Here is a 17,658-nt window from a genome sequence, read left to right as displayed (position 1 = left end):
CAAACTGCTATCTCCTCGCGGTATCCGATCAGGGAAGAATCATCGTCCATGCGCTCCTGCCTGTTGTTCTCTTTGCTGCTGAGTTTCGCCCTACAACTGAGTGGCTGTGCCGCGTACCGAAATTATGATCAGGAGATGCAACAGACCAATGACCAACTATTGGTGGGCAACCTCCAGGGTGCGTTGGACCTAGTGGAGCTGCACAATCCCTGGGAAGACAAGGATCTGCTCTATTACTTCGAGAAAGGCGCCATCCTTAGTGTCGCCAATGCGCTGCCGGAGAGCCAGAAAGCCTGGCGCAGCGCCGACCAGATGGTATTCCAGCGCGAAGAAGCGGTGCCCTCCGGGGCCATGAAACTGCTCACACGGTTTGGCAATGAAATGGGCACCATGCTGGTCAACGACAAACTGCGTCGCTACGAAGGTTACGATTACGAAAAAGTCATGCTGACCACGCAAATGGCCCTCAACCAATTGGCTGCGAATGACTTCGACGGCGCCCGCGCCGACATCAAGAAAACCCACGAACGCGAAGCACTGATTGCCCGCCAGCGCGAGCGGCAATACGAAGAGCTCGAAGAGCAGGCCAAGGCCCAGGGCATTTCGGTGCGTTACAAGGATCTGCAAGGCTACCCGGTGACCACCCTCGATGCGCCAGCCGTCATCGAATTGAAAAACGGCTATCAGAGTGCCTTCAGTCATTACCTGGCTGGCTTCACCTATGAAGCCCTCGGCGAACGCGATCTCGCCGCGCCGGGCTATCGCCAGGCAATTGAATTGCGCCCGAACCTGCCGTTTCTCGAGCAGGCGTTGCGCAATCTCGACAAACCGCCGGCAAAAGCCGATGAAAGTGATGTGTTAATCATTGTCCAAAGCGGCCTGGCACCGGCACGCAGCTCGGTGCGCGTGCCGATTCCGGTACGGCTCAACGAAAACCTGGTGATCGTTGCCCCGATTTCTTTCCCGGTGATGATCCCGGACACCATCACGCCAGCATTCGACCACATCATCGTCGATGGTCGAAAACGGCCGCTGACCGCACTCAACAGCGTCACCGACATGGCCTTGCGCACCTTGCGTGATGACATGCCCGCCATCATCTCGCGGGCCATGTTCCGCGCCAACATGGCGGCTATCGGCCAGGCTGAGGAAAACCAACGCAACCCGGCCAAAGCATCGCTGGTGGTCACGCGCGAAGACCCATTCGAGGAGGCCGACACCCGCACATGGCGTACCTTGCCGGACAAAACCCTGGTCGCGCGTCTGCGGCTGAAAAAAGGTGAACACCTGTTCAGCGCGCCGAACGCGCCCGGCACCCCGCCGGTAACCCTGCGCATCGACCGCGACTTCCAAGTCATCAACCTGCGCACAATAAACACCGTGGCATTCGTCGTCGGAAAGACTTATGTGCAAACCTCGCCAGCGCCGGTATCAGGCCAGAAATAAGTAATGGCACGTTGTGAAAACATACAATTAAAAAGCCATTACATAGCCAGCATCCCTGTTTATAATGCCGCGCCGTCGTTATCGCGATACGGCATTTAAGCTCCTCTTTTTATGAGGAATTGGCAGGGCGCCAGTCTCCCTGCCGATGGGTCCCAACAGCCCGACCAGCACGCGCGGCTGCTTATACTCAGGGAAGAAGTACCCCCTATGGCCTCTCGCGCCCTTACCTCGATCGCGCTCAGCGCTGTCACCTTGCTCTCCGGCTGTTCGGCTTTTCGCAACTACGATTCCGAACTGGCACAAACCAACCAGCAACTGGCTGCCGGCAACGTCGACGGCGCCTTGACCTTGTTGGAAAAGAACAACACCGGCGCCGACAAAGACCTGCTCTATTACTTCGAGAAGGGTGAACTGCTGCGCGCCAAGGGCGACTTGTCCGGCAGCCAGAATGCCTGGAGCAGCGCCGATCAGGTGGTGGGCAAGTGGGAAGACTCGGTCAAGCTCGACACCGAAAAGTACCTGGCTCAGTTCGGCAGCTTCCTGGTCAATGACAAAGTCCGTCGCTACGAAGGCTACGACTACGAGAAAGTCATGCTGACCACGCAGATGGCCCTCAACCTGCTGGCGGTGAACGACTTCGACGGCGCGCGCACCGCGATCAAAAAAACTCACGAACGTGAAGCGGTGATCGCCGACCTGCGCGACAAGGAATACCTCAAGAGCGAAGAGCAGGCCGAGAAGGAAGGCGTCAAAACCCAGTACAAGGATCTCCAGGGTTATCCGGTGGCCAGCCTCGACGCGCCAGAAGTGGTCAGCCTGAAAAACAGCTACCAGAGTGCGTTCAGCCATTACCTGGCCGGTTTCGTCTATGAAGCCCTGGGCGAGAAAGACCTGGCTGCACCGGGCTATCGCAAGGCCGCCGAATTGCGCCCGAACACCCCGCTGCTGGAACAGGCGCTGGTGAATCTCGACAAACCCGCCAAGGACGAGGACAGCGACATCCTGATCGTCGTGCAAAGCGGCCTGGCGCCGTCCCGCGACTCGATCCGCATTCCGTTGCCATTGCCGATCAGCAACCAGGTGGTGATCACACCGCTGTCGTTCCCGGTCATCAAGCCGGACACCTCGACCGCTCCCTTCGCCCAGATCGGCGTAGACGGTCAGCAGGTGAACCTGACGCAACTCAACAGCACCACCGCCATGTCCCGCCGCGCGCTGCGTGATGACATGCCGGGCATCATCCTGCGCACCACCGTCCGTGCCGTGACCAAAGGCGTGGCTCAGAAGAAGATCAACGAAACCAACCCACTGGCGGGTCTTGCGGTCGGGATCTCTTCAGCGGTGCTCGAAGGTGCCGATACCCGTACATGGCGTACCCTGCCAGACACCACTCAAGTCGTGCGTCTACGCTTGAAGAAAGGCGAGCACCAAGTCACCCTGCCGAGCGCCGTGGGCGGTTCGGTGGTCAAGATCACTGTGGATCAGCGCTATCAGGTCATCAGCCTGCGCGCCGTGGGCAATCAGGTATTCGCCAGCGGCCAGGCCGCTCATGTGATCCCGAGCGCCAACCCGACCACCGTGGCCAGCCTCAAACAACCTTAAGAACGGAGTCTTTGCATGCGCTTCAAACTCATCACTGTCGTCGCCCTGGCCTTGCTGGCCGGCTGCGCCACCCCGCCACCACCGGAGCCAGGCAGCGCTGCCAGCAAGGTCGTGGCCATGGGCAAGCTCAAGAACATCGTGGTCGGCGCCATGCGCGTGGCGCGGGAAAACGGCTTCATGACGGTCAACGCACAGCTGAGCAACACCAGCTACAACAACAAGACCTTCTACTACCGCTTTGCCTGGCTCGGCCCTGAAGGCTTCCCGGTTGCCGAAGAGGAAACCTGGAAAAGCCAGATGATGTACGGCGAGCAGACCAGTTTCATCCAGGCCATTGCGCCAACCGCCAAAGCCGTGGATTTCCGTCTCGAAATCAAAACGCCTTAAGCCCGACACCTATTCGTTCAGTTCTAGAGAGCATTCCCATGTTTGCACGCTTTTCGTTCATCGCCGTCATCGCCCTCCTGGCCAGCGGTTGCGCCAACACTTCACCGACGCTGGGCAGCAAAAACATCAGCTACGGCGACACCAAAGCCGTGGAAACCGTGACCAACGAGTTCGGCTCCACCGACCTGCAGATGATCGCCGAATCCATGACCCGCTCCCTGGCCCAGTCCGGCATCCTGCAAGGCCGTCCGGTGGTTCAGGTCTACGACGTGAAGAACAAGACCAGCGAGTACATCGATACCCGCGAAATCACTACCAGCATCAAGACCCAGCTGATGAAGTCCGGCGTCGCCCGTTTCGCCAGCGACAACACCGCAATGCAGAGCCAGGTCGACCAGCTCAAGCTGCAAAACCAGAGCGGCCTGTACAAGAAGAGCACCGTGGCCAAGACCGGCAACATGATTGCCGCCCAATACCGTCTTGAAGGTTCGATCAGCTCGATCGTCAAGCGCAGCAGCGACTACAAGGACGTCTTCTACAAATTCAGCCTGCAATTGATCGACGTTGAAAGCGGTCTGGCCGAGTGGATGGACGAAAAAGAGATCCGCAAAACCACGGAGCGTTAATCGATGCGCACATGGATTGGCATGATGGCCCTGGCTTGCGCGTTCAGCGTGCAAGCGGCCCCGAAAGTTGCAGTAGCGGATCTGGCGTACCAGGAGCGCGTGGAGCAATACGTCCACACTGTTTCGGCACAGAGTAACCATAGCCAGAGCTATTACGGCGCCAGTGGTTCTTCCAGTTACGAAGAGTACGAAGCCACCAACAGCTACATCGAGCAAGGCGAGTTGCGCAAATTCACCGGCGACATCAAGGGCGAGATCCTGCGCACCGGCATGTTCCAGCTGGTGCAGGGCACGCCTTACACGGCATCGTCCAAAGGCGACGTGTATGACGTGATCAAGCGCATCAAGGCCGGTAGCTTCAAGGGTGCCGACTATGTGCTGTTCGGCACCGTGTCAGACATCGACTTCACCCGCGACATGAATGAGCTGGCCAACACCGACAGTTACTCGGCGGTGCTGGCGTTGACGCTGGTGGCGGACTTCAGCCTGATCAACACCAAGACCTTCGAGATCACCTCGGCCTTCACGGCGATGGGCGAAGGTCAGGACACCAAACTGGTGAATGGCCGGGACATCCGGGTTTCCCTGAACCGCCCACGGGTGGTGCGTGACGTGTCCAAGGCGCTGGGTGAAGACGTGGCATCGCAACTGAGCCAACAGCTCGGTGGTGGCGGTTACGAGCAGCCGGGGCAGGCACCGCTGCGTAATAACCTGCCGCGAGATACGGCGCCGGTGATTCTGCACTGATCTCAGACTGGCCACTCTGTAGTAATGAAAAAGGCGACCTCAATAGGTCGCCTTTTTTGTGCCTGAAGCTTTATGTCGCTGCTTTGCGCAAAGTCGCCATGAATGCCGCCGCGCCGATGAACAGCCCGGCAAAGGTTCGGTTCATGCGTTTCTGCTGCCTGGGCGTGCGCAACAAACGCAGGACCTTGGCCGCCAGCCCGGTGTAGCCGGCCATGACGATCAGGTCGACACAGATCATGGTCACGCCGAGGATCAGGTACTGGGCCACCAGCGGCGCGTGGGGATCGATGAATTGCGGCAGCACCGCGAGCATGAACACCAAAGCCTTGGGGTTGCTGACGTTCACTAGAAAACCGCGGAACACCAGCGCCATCGGCTTGCCGATCTGCCGAATGGCAGCGTCGTCGCTCATCTCATTGGGCAGCGCGCGCCATTGCTTGACCGCGAGGTAGACCAGGTAAGCCACGCCGAACCATTTGATCGCATAAAAGGCAGTGGCGGAGGCCGCGAGGATCGCACCGACACCGGCAGCGACAATCGCAATTTGCAACGCCAGGCCCAGTTGCAGACCCAGGGCGTTCCAGTAACCGCGCCAGAAACCGTAGCGCAGGCCGCTGGACATCGACGCAATGGCGCCGGCACCGGGGGAAAGACTGATTACCCAGCAGGCGGCAAAAAATGCCAGCCATGTTTGAAGCAGCATTGCACACCTCGACTCAGACTCGTGACAAACGTCTAAGCTAATGCGCCTTACGATCAATGACTACCGATTTTTTGCAGGACAGAGTGACTGCCGACCAGCGTTTACGGCGGTAGCGTCCTATCGAGCCTGCTTTTCGAACCCGTTTGAAGGAAATACATCAGTACCGCGCCAGCGTCGAACCGAGCGCTGGAAGAACAGGCTGTTGGGCACTTGCACCATGGCACTGCCGGTACCGAGCTCTTCGGCTTCGATCAGCGTGGTGTAGAGCAGATTGATCGCCACCACCCGGCCCTTGACGCCCGGCTTGTCGGTGGTGTCCACCAACTCGACCACATCGCCGATTCGGAATGGGCCGACGGTGAAGATCAGGATCGCGCACAACAGATTGGACAGCACGCTCCACATGGCGAAAAACGCCACGGCAGCTACCGCCACGAAGCCGGACAACGCGGTCCAGAGCACCGTGGCCGACACCCCAAGACGCTCCAGCACGAAGATCAGCGCGCTACCCATGATCAGCCAACGCAAACCACCACGCAGCGGCATCAAGAACTGCGGCGGGAACGGGTAACGCTCGCCCAGGCGAGTCAGGCCTTTAGCGACGACGCGCTGAGCGACATAGCCGGCCAGCAGGATCAGCAGGATTTGCACGACCAGCCAGAGCGGCTCGACCCACATCGCCGGCAACGGCAGCTTGAAGGCCTCCATCAAGACAGCGCCTCCAGCTCCGCCTGCATACTTTCGAGCAATTCGAGCGCTTCCATCCAGGCTTCTTCCAGCTCGGCTTCACGCACCTTCAGCCGGGCCTGCTCGGCCAGCAGATCACGCAATTCGTTCTTGCGTGCCGGCTCGTAAATATCGCTGTCGCCGAGGCTGGCGTCGATCTTCGCCAGTTTCTCGTGCAGCTTGCCCAACTCGGCTTCGAGCTTGTCGGCCTCGCGCTTGTGCGGTGCCAGTTGCTGACGCAACGCGGCGGCGGCCTGGCGCTGGGCTTTCTTGTCGGTCTTGTCCGGGTTGACCGGGGTATTGCTGACCGGCACGTTGCGCTGACGGTACTCCACCAGCCAACGGGTGTAGTCTTCCAGGTCGCCGTCGAACTCCTCGACCTTGCCGTCTGCCACCAGATAGAAATTGTCGGTGGTGCTTTTAAGCAAATGACGATCGTGGGAGACCACCAGAACCGCGCCACTGAATTCCTGCAACGCCATGGTCAGCGCCAGGCGCATTTCCAGGTCCAGGTGGTTGGTCGGTTCGTCGAGCAGCAACAGGTTCGGTCGGCCCCAGGCGATCAGCGCCAGGGCCAGTCGCGCCTTTTCGCCACCGGAGAAATTCAACACCGGCTCATCGATACGTGCACCCCGGAAGTCGAAACCACCGAGGAAGTCACGCAGGGTCTGCTCACGTTCGGTTGGCGCCAGGCGCTGCAAGTGCAGCAACGGGCTGGCCTTGGAATCGAGGGAATCCAGTTGATGCTGGGCGAAGTAACCGACCACGGTGTTCTCGCCCCGGGTCAGTCGGCCCGCCAATGGCTCGAGCTCACCGGAGAGGTTCTTGATCAGGGTCGATTTACCGGCACCGTTGGGGCCGAGCAAACCGATCCGCGCGCCAGGGGTCAGTTGCAGCTTGACCTTCTCCAGCACGGTTTTTTCGCCATAACCCAAGCGAGCGTCCGATAGATCGATCAGCGGGCTGGAGATTTTCTGCGATTCGCGAAAGACGAAATCGAACGGCGAATCGACGTGCGCGGCGGACAGCTCTTCCATCCGCTCCAGCGCCTTGATCCGGCTCTGGGCCTGACGGGCCTTGGTGGCCTGGGCCTTGAAGCGGGCAATGTAGCTTTCCATGTGCGCACGTTGCGCCTGTTGCTTCTCGTACGCCTGCTGTTGCTGTGCCAGACGTTCGGCACGGGCCCGTTCAAACGCGGTGTAACCGCCGCGATACAGGGTGATCTTGCGTTGATCTACGTGAGCTACGTGATCGACCACGGCATCGAGGAAGTCCCGGTCGTGGGAAATCAGCAATAAAGTGCCGGGGTAGCTTTTGAGCCACTCTTCGAGCCAGATGATGGCGTCGAGGTCCAAGTGGTTGGTCGGTTCGTCGAGCAGCAACAGGTCCGAGGGGCACATCAAAGCCTGCGCCAGATTCAGACGCATCCGCCAGCCACCGGAGAAATCTCCTACTTGCCGGTCCATTTGCTCGTTGGTGAACCCAAGGCCCGCCAATAGCTTGCGAGCCCGGGCATCGGCGGTGTACCCATCGGCGCTGTCGAGCTCCGAGTGCAGGCGGGCCTGAGCGGCACCGTCATGGGCCGCTTCGGCCGCCGCCAGGTCGCGTTGCACCTGACGCAGGCGCAGGTCGCCATCGAGCACGTAGTCGACCGCCAGGCGCTCGAGGGTGTCGACCTCCTGGCGCATGTGGGCGATGCGCCAGTCGGCCGGCAGGAAGCAGTCACCCGAGTCCGGGTGCAGTTCGCCCCGAAGCAAGGCGAACAGGCTCGATTTGCCGGCGCCGTTGGCACCGATGAGGCCGGCTTTGTGGCCGGCGTGCAGGGTCAGCTCGGCGTCTTCTAGCAGACGTTGCGGGCCACGCTGTAAAGTCAGGTTCTGAAGTCGAATCATAATGGCGGCGGAGTCTACCAGCTTCGCTCGCAACTGGCGCGAGTAGCACTATGTCCTCTGACCTGTGGAGCTTTTCCCTCGACACTTACGCCCGTCCCGGCGTTGAACACGCCTGCCTGCAATTGCAGGCAGCGGGTGTGAATGTGTGCCTGCTGCTCTGTGGATTGTGGCTGGGGCAACGTGGAGTCGCCTGCAACGAACAACGCCTGCAGCTGCTACGCGATATAGCCGGGCCTTGGGACGTGGATGTCGTGCAACCGTTACGCACCTTGCGCCAGCAATGGAAAGCCGCTGCCAGCGAGGATGCCGGTCTGGATGATTTGCGCGAACAAGTGAAGACACTGGAGATGGAAGCCGAAAGGCATTTGCTGTTGCGACTGGAGCGTTTGGCGCAGAGTTGGCCGCAGTGTGAAGCGACCGATCTAACGGCCTGGCTGGAAGGTATGGCAGCAGGCGCCGCCATCCTGAGCCGCGACGCGCTGCATCAGCTGCGCGTCGCGGTAACCGGCACTTAGGAAGCGCTGGTTGGGGTAGTGCTGGTGCTCGACGATGCCGCTGGCGCAGGCGAAGCTGTCGAGGTAGTGGCTACCGGAGCCGGCGAAGCCGATGCAGCCGGGGCCGGGGTTACTGGCTTGGCGACAGGTGCGGCAGTCGGCTTTGCAGCAACGACTGGCTTTTTCACGGCCGGTTTTGCTGCTGGCTTGGCGGCAGGTTTTGCAGCCGGTTTGGCAGCGGCAGGTTTGGCTGCTGGTTTCGCTACAGCTGGTTTGGCGGCAGTGGCTGGCTTGGCAGCGACGGCAGGTTTCGCAGCAGCAGTTTTGGCAGCCGGTTTAGCGGCGGGTTTGGCTGCAGTTTTTGCAGCAGGTTTCGCCGCCGGTTTTGCAGCAGGCTTGGCTGCAGCGGTTTTAGCCGCGACAGGTTTGGCGGCAGTTTTGGCTGCTGGTTTTGCAGCAGGTTTAGCGGCCGGTTTTGCAGCTGCAGTTTTCGCCACGGCGGGTTTGGCAGCCGTGGTTTTGGCAGCGGGTTTAGCGGCAGCTGTTTTGGCAGCGACTGGCTTAGCGGCAGGTTTGGCAGCTGTCGTTTTAGCTGCTGGTTTCGCAGCGCTGGCAGCGACTGGTTTTTTCGCCGCAGGTTTTGCGGCTGGTTTCGCTGCAGCTTTTACCGGTGCTTTGGCGGCGGTTTTTTTAACAGGAGCCGCAGCAGGCTTGGCCGGTGCTTTGGCAGCAACCGGTTTGGCAGCGGCTTTCTTCGCAGGTGCCGCGGCTGGCTTGGCCGAACGCAGGGACAACGCCTTGCCGACAGCCTCTTGGACACGACCGACACCCTGGGCCAGTTTCAGGCTTTCTTGAGCGTCGCGTTTGAGTTGCAGGATGTAGCTGCGAGTTTCGGACTGACGAGCCTTGAGGGCGTCAAGCAGGTCCTCAAGTTCTTTCACCGCATCTTTGGCCTTGGCTTGTGCCTTGGCTTTGCCGGCCGCCGCAGCGTCCTGCAATTTGGTGCGGGATTTATGCAGTTTTTCCTGCGCTTTTCCGCGCTGCTTTTCCAGTTTGGCGAGCAGTTTTTCAGCATCAGCCAAGGCTTGGGAACAAGCGTTTTCCAAGTGCTCGAGCAGGCTGCCCGAGAGTTGTTGGAGTAAGTGCAACGGAGTATTTACTGGCTTCTTGGTGGCCGACATGGTTTACCTCCTGGCTGACGTGAATGCGGCTCATACTAGACCTCTGCTGCAACCGCCGCTAGGGCATGTTGACAGTATCGAAAGCGCTGCGTTGCAACGAAGTAAAAATGTTCTGCGCTTACGCAAAACCAGTTCACCTTCGAGAGCATTCACACTGGCATAATCCTGCGCATCTCAGGTCGGAGAGTGCCTATGTCGCGCTACCTTTTTTTATCGCTGTGCATGTTTTTTTCCGTGGTCCAGGCCGCCGAAAAAACCACCACAAATGACGCTCACGATCTCGCTTACAGCTTGGGTGCGAGCCTTGGCGAACGCTTGCGCCAGGAGGTTCCGGACCTGCAACTTCAGGCACTGCTCGAAGGTTTGCAGCAAGCCTACCAAGGTAAGCCGCTAGCGCTGAAAGACGAGCAGATCGAACAGATTCTTGCCGAGCACGAAGCCCAGGTCGCCGAGCAACCCGCCGTCGCGCAAAGCGAAGTTGCCCTCGAAAAAGAGCGGCGCTTTCTCGATGAGGAAAAAACCAAACCTGGCGTCCGTCAATTGGCAGATGGAGTATTGCTGACCGAGCTGGCTCCCGGAACTGGCGCGAAGGCAGGACCGAACGGCAAAGTCCAGGTGCTGTATATCGGTCGTCTACCTGATGGCACCGTGTTCGATCAGAACAGTCAGCCACAGTGGTTCAGTCTTGATAGTGTGATCAGCGGCTGGCGTAGCGCGCTGCAAAATATGCCGGTCGGCGCAAAATGGCGCCTGGTAATTCCATCGGCGCAAGCCTATGGCGCCGACGGTGCCGGCGACTTGATCGCGCCGTTCACGCCGCTGGTATTCGAAGTCGAATTGCGTGGTGCTACAAGCTGAATGCCGGAAACGAAAAACGGTGCGCATTGCGCACCGTTTTCAGTGTCTAGCCGGGAAGGGTTCAGGCCTGAACCGAACTCTCTTCCTTGTGGGCGGTGTGCAGCACTTCGATCAGGCAATCTTCCAGTTCGAAGCGTTCACGCAGTTGGCTGCCCAGCTTTTCCAGCGCTTCGGCGAAACGCTCGGTGTCGTTGCAGTCACCCTTGTGACAATGATCATTGAACGACAGCGCCATCTCGGTGCTCACGTCGATACGCGGGTTGATCTGCTCCGCCAGTTCAAGGCCGCCATCGTCGCCAAAGGCCTTGGCCTCATTGACCAGATGCTCACTCACTTCGAAGTGCCAGGCAGAAACGTAATCGACAAGAATCTCGCAGAACCGACCGTTCAAGGACTTGTCGGCAAAAGCCGGTTTGGCATTTCGCAAGTCGTGGAACGACTTTATCAACTCTTCACGCTCTTGTAGCCAGCGGTCAATGAGCTTATGAACCCCACCCCAGCGTTCCTGAGCATTCTGACAACTATCTAACATGGCGATCTCTCTTCCCTAATGGGTCATGCCGTTCTACGCCTGACCAAGACTCGGCACATCCGGTCTGGGTCAGGCAGAACAGCAACGAGCAACATAATTCCAATGATACGTGCGGGCCAGATTATGCCCGCGCGCCTATGGCTTCAAGGTACGCAGGAGATAAAGTTCATACAAGTGTTTAATCGCCCGCCAATACCCGGTGCGACGACTCGCCGCTGAGCGGTCGCTGACAGGCGATCCAGACAAGGCGCAGCAATTGATACCCGCCCAGAATCATCATCGCAACGAAGAACAACAGGCTCCATTCCGGGATACTCAGGTCGAACAGCGTCCAGGAAATTTCCGCGCAGTCGTCGGTTCCCTTGAACAACCGTTGCAAGGCACACAACCAGGGCGTACTGGCAAACAGATCAGTCAGGTTGGGCGAGCATGCCGAGAGCTGATGCACCGGATCACTCTGCAACACAACCTGCCGCCACGCCGTGACGGTACCCGCCACACTGCATAGCAGACCCAGTAACCAATACAGGAATGATCCGAAGCGACCAGGCCCCTGCACCGAAGCCATCAGGCAGACACCCGTGAGCAGCGCCAGGCAAACCCGTTGCAACAGGCACAACCCGCAAGGCTTGAGGCCGACCGCATATTCCAGGTAATAGGAAACGCCCAAGGCCAGGGCACCTGCAATGAAAACCATGAAAAACAAGGAGCGTGAGCAGGCCAAAGACATGGCTTTTCCGTAACTGTAGAGACAAGCGGTTACGGTAGAGGAAAGCGCAGCAGCCTTTCAAGGCAGGCCAGCACGGACACTTCACCAGAAGTGTAGGGAATTCCCGACAGAGTCGAGAGGATAAGATGTAGTCCGCTGTAGGACTTTGCCAGACCAGGACCACAACTCAAAAACAGTGGCAGACTCGGAGCGGTTGGATTGCCCTGACGAACGACTCCCCCTGTAGCAGCTGGCGCAGCCGGCGTTCGGCTGCGCAGCAGTCGTAGTCGGTTTAACACGACTCACCTGATCCGACTGCGGCGCCTGATTTACGACTGCTGCGCAGCCGAACGCAGCCTTCGGCAGCGGCTACAGGCCGGCATCAAGCATGAGCCGGCACCGGCAGCGGAGCCGACAGCAAGCGCTCGTCCAGCAGGCCCAAGCCCTCCTGGAACAACTGATTACTGCGTTCAGTGTCACCCAATTGCGCCAGCAACCGCGCCAGTTCGGCGCAGGCTTCAGGATTACGCTGTACACGCAGACTGTTTTCCAGATAATCCCGGGCCTTGCCCCACAGACTGCTTTGCAGACACAAACGGCCCAACGTCAGCAACAGGCTCGGGTCGGCCGGATGATCCTTGAGCCAACCTTCAGCGGTGTGCAGCTGTCTGGCCGGATCGCTACCGCGAACCAGACCGTACAGGCGTGCCAGATGACTGTCGTATTTGCGCTTGAGAGCCGTACGCAGAACCTCTTCGGCCTCGACCTGCGCTCCCAGTTGCCGCAGTTGCTCGGCATAGGCGAGCACCAGTTGCGGTTCCTGCCGCTGAGCGGCGGTGAGCTGCTGCCAGGCACGAGCGAGCGATTGCAAACCGACCGTTCCGTCCTCTTCCCGGTGCGCCGCCAACGAAAGATTCTCACCCCAGGCGCGTTGCTCCAGTTCAGCCAGCTCGGCTGGCGGCAGCACCTTGTCCTTGCGCAACTCCGGCAGCAAGCGAATCACTGCCGACCAGTCGCCCCGCTGCTGATGCAGGCGTTGCAACTGGCGCAGGGTCTGGACGTTATGAGGATGACGCTCGTGCATGGCTTGCAGGGTGACCAGGGCGCCGTCGGTGTCGCCGCGGTCGGTCTGCAATTGGGCATGACTCAAGGCAATCGCCAGCTCGGCCTGGGGCTGTCGCTCCAAAGCGCGCTCCAGCAAGTTATCGCTTTCCTGGTAGAGACCTTGTTCGTTCGCGGCGCGGGCAGCACCCAAGTAGTAGAGCAGTGGCTGACGCTCGGCTTCTGCCGCGCGATACAGGTGACGCTGAGCACTGGCCCAGCGGCCCTCGGCCAAATCCAGCTGGCCGTGCTCGATCGCCACTTGCACCCGTCGACTGCGATTGCGCCGCGACCAAGGGTTGACCACCCCACCGGAAGTTGTCACCAGTTCGACCAGCGCCTTGATGCCCCAGAACACCAGCCACAGCACGGCCACCAAGGCCAGGGTTGCCCACAGGCTCGATTCGTAACGGAAGCTCTTGTAGGCGATCAGCACGTAGCCGGAATGCTCGGCAATCGCCAGCCCCAACGCGGCGGCGGCAGCGATGACCACGAACACGATCACATAGAGACGTTTCATGGTGTGGCCTCCTGCGCAGTGCTCGCGGCAGGTTTGCCCAGAGGTTTCACTGAGTCCTCGGCGTTGACGTTGCGTCGCTCAAGGTAAGCCTGGACGGCGCTCAACGTGCCTGTCAGATCCGGCGTGACCACCGTGACTGGCTGTTTGCTCAACTCGGCCACCTGCTCCAGCATGATCTTGCTCTGAGGGTTGTCCGGATTGAAGTTACCCTTGAGCACGTCCCGCGCCTCGGTCAGCGCCTGAGTGTAAACCGCAGCCTGACCGTTGAGCGCGGCCCACTGCGCCTGTTCCAGCGCCAGGCTCAGGGCCAGACGCACCTGGCTCAGGCTCTGCCCTGCCAGCAATGGACGGACATTCTTGTCGGCGTTGAAATCGATTCGGATGTAACGCGAGATCTGATCCCACCATTGCGCCCAGCGACTGGCGCCGTCGCCATCGGCCGTCAGGCCCAGCAGGGATTCGCCACGGTCCTTGTACTCGGGCGCCAGTTCGGTGAGGCTGATCACTTGATCGCGCAAGGCACCCAGTCGCAGGAACAACCCGGTGCGATCCGGCTGTTCGGTACTGCGCAGGGCCACCAAGGTTTTGGCCACTTGCTCGCGAGCGGCAAAAGCCCCCGGGTCATTCTGTTCACGGAGTATCTCATCGGCCCCCTGCACCAGGGCCTGGGCGCTGCTGATGTCCTGCAACGCCGACAGACGCAGGCTGGCCAGTCGCAGCAAATGCTCAGCCTCGGCCAGACGCCAATCCTTGCGGCTGGCACCGAGGACGGTTTCCAGGCGTTGATTCAAACGCTGTTGATCGCCCTGAAGTTGAGTGACCAAGCGACTGCGCGCATCGAGCTCTTCGGCGGCAGGCATTTGTTCGAGGCGAGCGGTCAGACGCTGCTCGTTGAGCTTCAGGCTCTGCGCCTGATCGTTCAACGCCTGTACCTGACTCAACTGTTGCAGGTTATCGGCTTGCAGGTGACGCACCTGCCAGACTCCCCAACCGCCCACGGCAACACCGGCAGCGCCCAACAGCAGCGCGACGATTGCCAGCCCATTGCCTCGGCGCGGCTCAGTAGCAGGTGGCCCGGTTACAACCGGTGCTTCTACCGGCGCATCGAGCACCGGCTGGACGTCATCTTTAGGCAAGGCTGTTTTGCTCACGTATCCATCCTTTGCATTAGAAAACGGGTACGGGGTGCTCCCGTAACGCCGTCAGCAAGGCCGCGGCACTGGCGCCACGACAATCCACAACTGTTTGGGCCCCGGCGGCGCGTGCCAGCTCGGCGACCCTGGGGCTTGGAACAAACAACGGCAACCGCGCCATGATCGGCCAGGCATCGCCAGCCAATCGGTGCAGGTGCTCAAAACCCTGTCCACTGCTGACCACCAGCCCGTTCAAGCGTTCCGCCTCGATCCGCTCAGGCAACGCTGCCGGTGGGTACTGCGGTAAGCCGCGTCGGTACAACTCCAGATACTCGACACTAGCACCAAGCTCGCGCAAACGCTCAGCCAGCAACTCGCGCCCACCCTCCCCACGCACGATCAACACCCGAGGATCGGGACGGGCGATAGCCTCGCGCAACCGTGGAAGTTCAAGCAAGGCTTCGCTGTCATCACCGTCGGCCGGGAAACTCACATCCAGCCCGTTAGCCTCGAGGATCTGCGCCGTTGCCGCGCCGACGCTGAACCACGTCAGAACCGGCGGTTGCGGCCAATGCTGGTGGAGCAGCTCGACAGCGATTCTGGCGGCCGGCTTACTGACCACGATCACCGCGCAATAGTGATCCAGGTCCTGAATCACTGCGCGCATTGTGGCAGAGGCCGGCATCGGCTCGATGTCCAAAAGCGGCAAGCTGCTACTGAAAACCCCCGCGTCAGCCAACACGCAGGCAAGCGCCGCCGATTCATCCGCAGGGCGCGTCAGCAGCAGGCGCCAGCCAGTCACTCGTGCCCAGCCTCGCCGTAGACTGCTTTGAGAATGGCGTCGGCGCCCTGACTCAGCAGGTCTTCGGCCACTTGCACGCCCAGGGCCTCGGCCTCGCTGCGCGGCGCTCGGGCCTCGGCGCAGAGCAACAGGCCGCCGTTCGGATCGCCCACCAAGCCACGCAACCAGATCTGCTCGCCTTCAAGCACGGCGTAGCAGGCGATCGGCACCTGGCAGCCGCCATTCAGATGTTTGTTGAGGGCACGTTCAGCGGTCACGCGGATGGCCGTATCCTGGTGATGCAGCGGCGCGAGCAGTGCATGAATCTCAGTGTCGGCGCTACGGCACTCGATACCGACCGCGCCCTGGCCTCCGGCCGGCAGGCTGTCATCGACACTGATGGCCGAGGTGATGCGGTGTTCGAAGCCCAAACGAATCAAACCCGCCGCGGCGAGGATGATGGCGTCGTATTCGCCGGCATCGAGCTTGGCCAGGCGCGTGTTGACGTTGCCACGCAGGAAGCGGATTTCCAGATCCGGGCGACGGGTCAGCAACTGAGCCTGGCGGCGCAGGCTGGAGGTGCCGACGATGCTGCCTGGTGGCAACTCATCCAGGCTGGCGAAGGTATTGGAGACAAATGCATCGCGCGGGTCTTCGCGCTCGCAGATGCAGAACAGACCGAGGCCTTCGGGGAAGTCCATCGGCACGTCCTTCATGGAGTGCACGGCGATGTCAGCTTCGTTTTCCAGCAGCGCGGTTTCCAGCTCCTTGACGAACAGGCCCTTGCCGCCGATTTTCGACAGGGGCGAATCGAGCAGCTTGTCGCCGCGACTGACCATGGGCACCAGTGTCACGAGCAGGCCCGGATGGGCCTGTTCCAGACGAGCCTTGACGTATTCGGCCTGCCACAGGGCTAGAGCACTTTTGCGGGTGGCGATGCGGATTTCGCGAGAGGACATGGATCAATCCGTACTGAATAGATACGGCAGATAATAACAGCTCAGCCAAATCCACTTTGACTTGTATCAGAAACTGCATGGCCTCCCTGGCCCTCAAGGTCCGAAAACAGGGTAGAAATCCGCCCTGAATGGCGGATTAAAGCTGCTGCATCATTTTGCGCACGCCGGCCACATGGCGTCGGCTGACGATCAGGGCGTCGCCGTTCAGGCCTTTGAGAAACAGCTGGAAATGCCCCAGGGGGGTGCGTTGCAGCCGTTCAATGCGTTCGCGGGCGACCAGTGCGTTGCGGTGGATCCGCACGAAACGGTCGCCGAATTCGTCTTCGAGGGCCTTGAGTGGCTCATCCAGCAGCACTTCGCCACCTTCATGGCGCAAGGTCACGTACTTGTGGTCGGCAATAAAGTAGACCACCTGGCCCAACGGGATCAGTTCAATACCTTTACGGGTGCGGGCGCTGATATGGCTGCGTGGGCCGCTGCCGGTTTCGGCGGCGGGACGAGTCAAGGCGGCGAGCTGGATGCGATTGGGGCGTTCGGCTTTTTTCAATGCTTCATGTAACTGTTCTGTGCGCACTGGCTTCACCAGATAGCCCACGGCGCTGGCCTGTAGGGCTTCCACGGCAAATTCATCGGGCCCTGTGCAAAACACCACGGCGGGCGGGGTTTCGCGTTCGCACAATCGTGCCGCCACTTGCAGGCCATCGAGGCCCGGCATGCGAATATCGAGCAGTACGATATCCGGCTTGTGGCTGTCGATCAGTGCCAACGCCTCTTCGCCATTCGTGGCGCTGGGCTCCAGGACGTTGTATCCCTCGAGTTCGCCGACCATTCGGCTCAGGCGCTCGCGGGCCAGGGGTTCGTCATCAACGATCAGGACATTCATATTGCGCTGGATTCCTGCGTGAGTCTCGCACAAAGATAGCGTAGACAGGTGAAGTGACGTCCGTCACCGCGATCCACGCTAAGACTAGCGCGAGGGCCAAAAAGTGCCGCAAGACCGGCGGCTAAATTTTCATCTGCCGGGTGACTGACGGCCCAGGCCCGCGTTGGCGAGGCATCGCCATAAGGTTTGCTGATACACAATATGAACACCCCTCTTCTCTCTATAGTCAGCTGCAGCATCGAGAAGTGCGCTGATCCTACTGTCCAACTGTAGACGGTTGCCGCGACGATATTGCTCAAATGAGAAATATCGTTGCGCAATTTGCGCATCGCTGGCTTCGAGTATGGATCGCCCCATGAGAAAAAAACGTATCGACCA

General features: G+C 60.1%; 18 protein-coding genes. 7 read left to right on the top strand and 11 right to left on the bottom strand.

Annotation, left to right across the window (positions count from 1 at the left end):
- The first annotated feature begins 48 nt into the window (after positions 1 to 48).
- The 5 genes from AC07V0_RS11540 (at position 49) to AC07V0_RS11520 (ending at position 4,808) form a co-directional block, all read left to right on the top strand.
- Positions 49 to 1,446 (top strand): COG3014 family protein, encoded by a 1,398-nt coding sequence (locus AC07V0_RS11540; protein ID WP_064621051.1) that lies wholly within the window; start codon positions 49 to 51, stop codon positions 1,444 to 1,446.
- Between the two features lie 207 nt (positions 1,447 to 1,653).
- Positions 1,654 to 3,048, top strand: a complete 1,395-nt coding sequence (locus tag AC07V0_RS11535; protein WP_086944362.1) for a COG3014 family protein — start codon at positions 1,654 to 1,656, stop codon at positions 3,046 to 3,048.
- Positions 3,049 to 3,063: 15 nt separating this feature from the next.
- The gene (locus AC07V0_RS11530; RefSeq protein WP_018927555.1) at positions 3,064 to 3,435 is read left to right on the top strand and encodes a YcfL family putative periplasmic lipoprotein; all 372 of its coding nucleotides are present in this window, start codon (positions 3,064 to 3,066) and stop codon (positions 3,433 to 3,435) included.
- 38 nt (positions 3,436 to 3,473) lie between these two features.
- Positions 3,474 to 4,061 (top strand): penicillin-binding protein activator LpoB, encoded by a 588-nt coding sequence (gene lpoB / locus AC07V0_RS11525; protein WP_007941608.1) that lies wholly within the window; start codon positions 3,474 to 3,476, stop codon positions 4,059 to 4,061.
- A 3-nt stretch (positions 4,062 to 4,064) separates the two neighbouring features.
- On the top strand, positions 4,065 to 4,808 hold the full coding sequence (locus AC07V0_RS11520; RefSeq protein WP_018927554.1) for a hypothetical protein: 744 nt from the start codon (positions 4,065 to 4,067) through the stop codon (positions 4,806 to 4,808).
- A 70-nt stretch (positions 4,809 to 4,878) separates the two neighbouring features.
- Here the strand turns inward: AC07V0_RS11520 and AC07V0_RS11515 are convergent, their stop codons facing one another.
- From AC07V0_RS11515 to AC07V0_RS11505, 3 genes are all read right to left on the bottom strand, one after another.
- Entirely contained in the window at positions 4,879 to 5,511 is a 633-nt protein-coding gene (locus AC07V0_RS11515; RefSeq protein WP_018927553.1) for a LysE family transporter, read from the bottom strand.
- A gap of 117 nt (positions 5,512 to 5,628) precedes the next feature.
- On the bottom strand, positions 5,629 to 6,219 hold the full coding sequence (locus AC07V0_RS11510; protein ID WP_019650132.1) for a mechanosensitive ion channel family protein: 591 nt from the start codon (positions 6,217 to 6,219) through the stop codon (positions 5,629 to 5,631).
- The gene (locus AC07V0_RS11505) at positions 6,219 to 8,129 is read right to left on the bottom strand and encodes an ATP-binding cassette domain-containing protein (protein ID WP_064621055.1); all 1,911 of its coding nucleotides are present in this window, start codon (positions 8,127 to 8,129) and stop codon (positions 6,219 to 6,221) included. Before AC07V0_RS11505 ends, AC07V0_RS11510 begins: the two co-directional genes overlap by 1 nt.
- 50 nt (positions 8,130 to 8,179) lie before the next feature.
- On the opposite strand from AC07V0_RS11505, the gene AC07V0_RS11500 reads away from it, so the two are divergent.
- Entirely contained in the window at positions 8,180 to 8,644 is a 465-nt protein-coding gene (locus AC07V0_RS11500) for a TIGR02444 family protein (protein ID WP_086944360.1), read from the top strand.
- On the opposite strand, the gene AC07V0_RS11495 is transcribed toward AC07V0_RS11500, so the two are convergent.
- The gene (locus tag AC07V0_RS11495; protein WP_064621057.1) at positions 8,641 to 9,804 is read right to left on the bottom strand and encodes an AlgP family protein; all 1,164 of its coding nucleotides are present in this window, start codon (positions 9,802 to 9,804) and stop codon (positions 8,641 to 8,643) included. The genes AC07V0_RS11500 and AC07V0_RS11495 overlap by 4 nt on opposite strands.
- A 192-nt stretch (positions 9,805 to 9,996) precedes the next feature.
- Here AC07V0_RS11495 and AC07V0_RS11490 point away from each other — a divergent pair, with 192 nt between their 5' ends.
- Complete coding sequence (locus tag AC07V0_RS11490; RefSeq protein ID WP_018927548.1) at positions 9,997 to 10,662, top strand: FKBP-type peptidyl-prolyl cis-trans isomerase; 666 nt, start codon at positions 9,997 to 9,999, stop codon at positions 10,660 to 10,662.
- A gap of 61 nt (positions 10,663 to 10,723) precedes the next feature.
- Here AC07V0_RS11490 and AC07V0_RS11485 read toward each other — a convergent pair whose 3' ends face one another.
- From AC07V0_RS11485 to AC07V0_RS11455, 7 genes are all read right to left on the bottom strand, one after another.
- Entirely contained in the window at positions 10,724 to 11,194 is a 471-nt protein-coding gene (locus tag AC07V0_RS11485; protein ID WP_064621058.1) for an Rsd/AlgQ family anti-sigma factor, read from the bottom strand.
- A gap of 178 nt (positions 11,195 to 11,372) precedes the next feature.
- Positions 11,373 to 11,924, bottom strand: coding sequence for a disulfide bond formation protein B (locus tag AC07V0_RS11480; protein ID WP_086944359.1), 552 nt, complete (start codon positions 11,922 to 11,924; stop codon positions 11,373 to 11,375).
- Between the two features lie 361 nt (positions 11,925 to 12,285).
- Entirely contained in the window at positions 12,286 to 13,524 is a 1,239-nt protein-coding gene (locus AC07V0_RS11475) for a heme biosynthesis protein HemY (RefSeq protein WP_018927545.1), read from the bottom strand.
- Positions 13,521 to 14,675 (bottom strand): uroporphyrinogen-III C-methyltransferase, encoded by a 1,155-nt coding sequence (locus tag AC07V0_RS11470; protein WP_018927544.1) that lies wholly within the window; start codon positions 14,673 to 14,675, stop codon positions 13,521 to 13,523. The genes AC07V0_RS11475 and AC07V0_RS11470 overlap by 4 nt, the downstream gene beginning before the upstream one ends.
- 16 nt (positions 14,676 to 14,691) lie before the next feature.
- Positions 14,692 to 15,459: a uroporphyrinogen-III synthase gene (locus AC07V0_RS11465; RefSeq protein WP_018927543.1), complete on the bottom strand. Its 768-nt coding sequence runs from the start codon at positions 15,457 to 15,459 to the stop codon at positions 14,692 to 14,694.
- Positions 15,456 to 16,397: a hydroxymethylbilane synthase gene (hemC, locus tag AC07V0_RS11460; RefSeq protein ID WP_018927542.1), complete on the bottom strand. Its 942-nt coding sequence runs from the start codon at positions 16,395 to 16,397 to the stop codon at positions 15,456 to 15,458. The genes AC07V0_RS11465 and hemC overlap by 4 nt, the downstream gene beginning before the upstream one ends.
- Before the next feature lie 136 nt (positions 16,398 to 16,533).
- Positions 16,534 to 17,280, bottom strand: a complete 747-nt coding sequence (locus AC07V0_RS11455) for a LytR/AlgR family response regulator transcription factor (protein WP_086944358.1) — start codon at positions 17,278 to 17,280, stop codon at positions 16,534 to 16,536.
- Positions 17,281 to 17,658: the final 378 nt, after the last annotated feature.

Source organism: Pseudomonas sp. GW821-FHT01E10 (assembly GCF_059422365.1).
The sequence above is the reverse complement of the archived record's forward strand: the minus strand, read 5'-3'. Positions and strand labels throughout refer to the sequence as shown.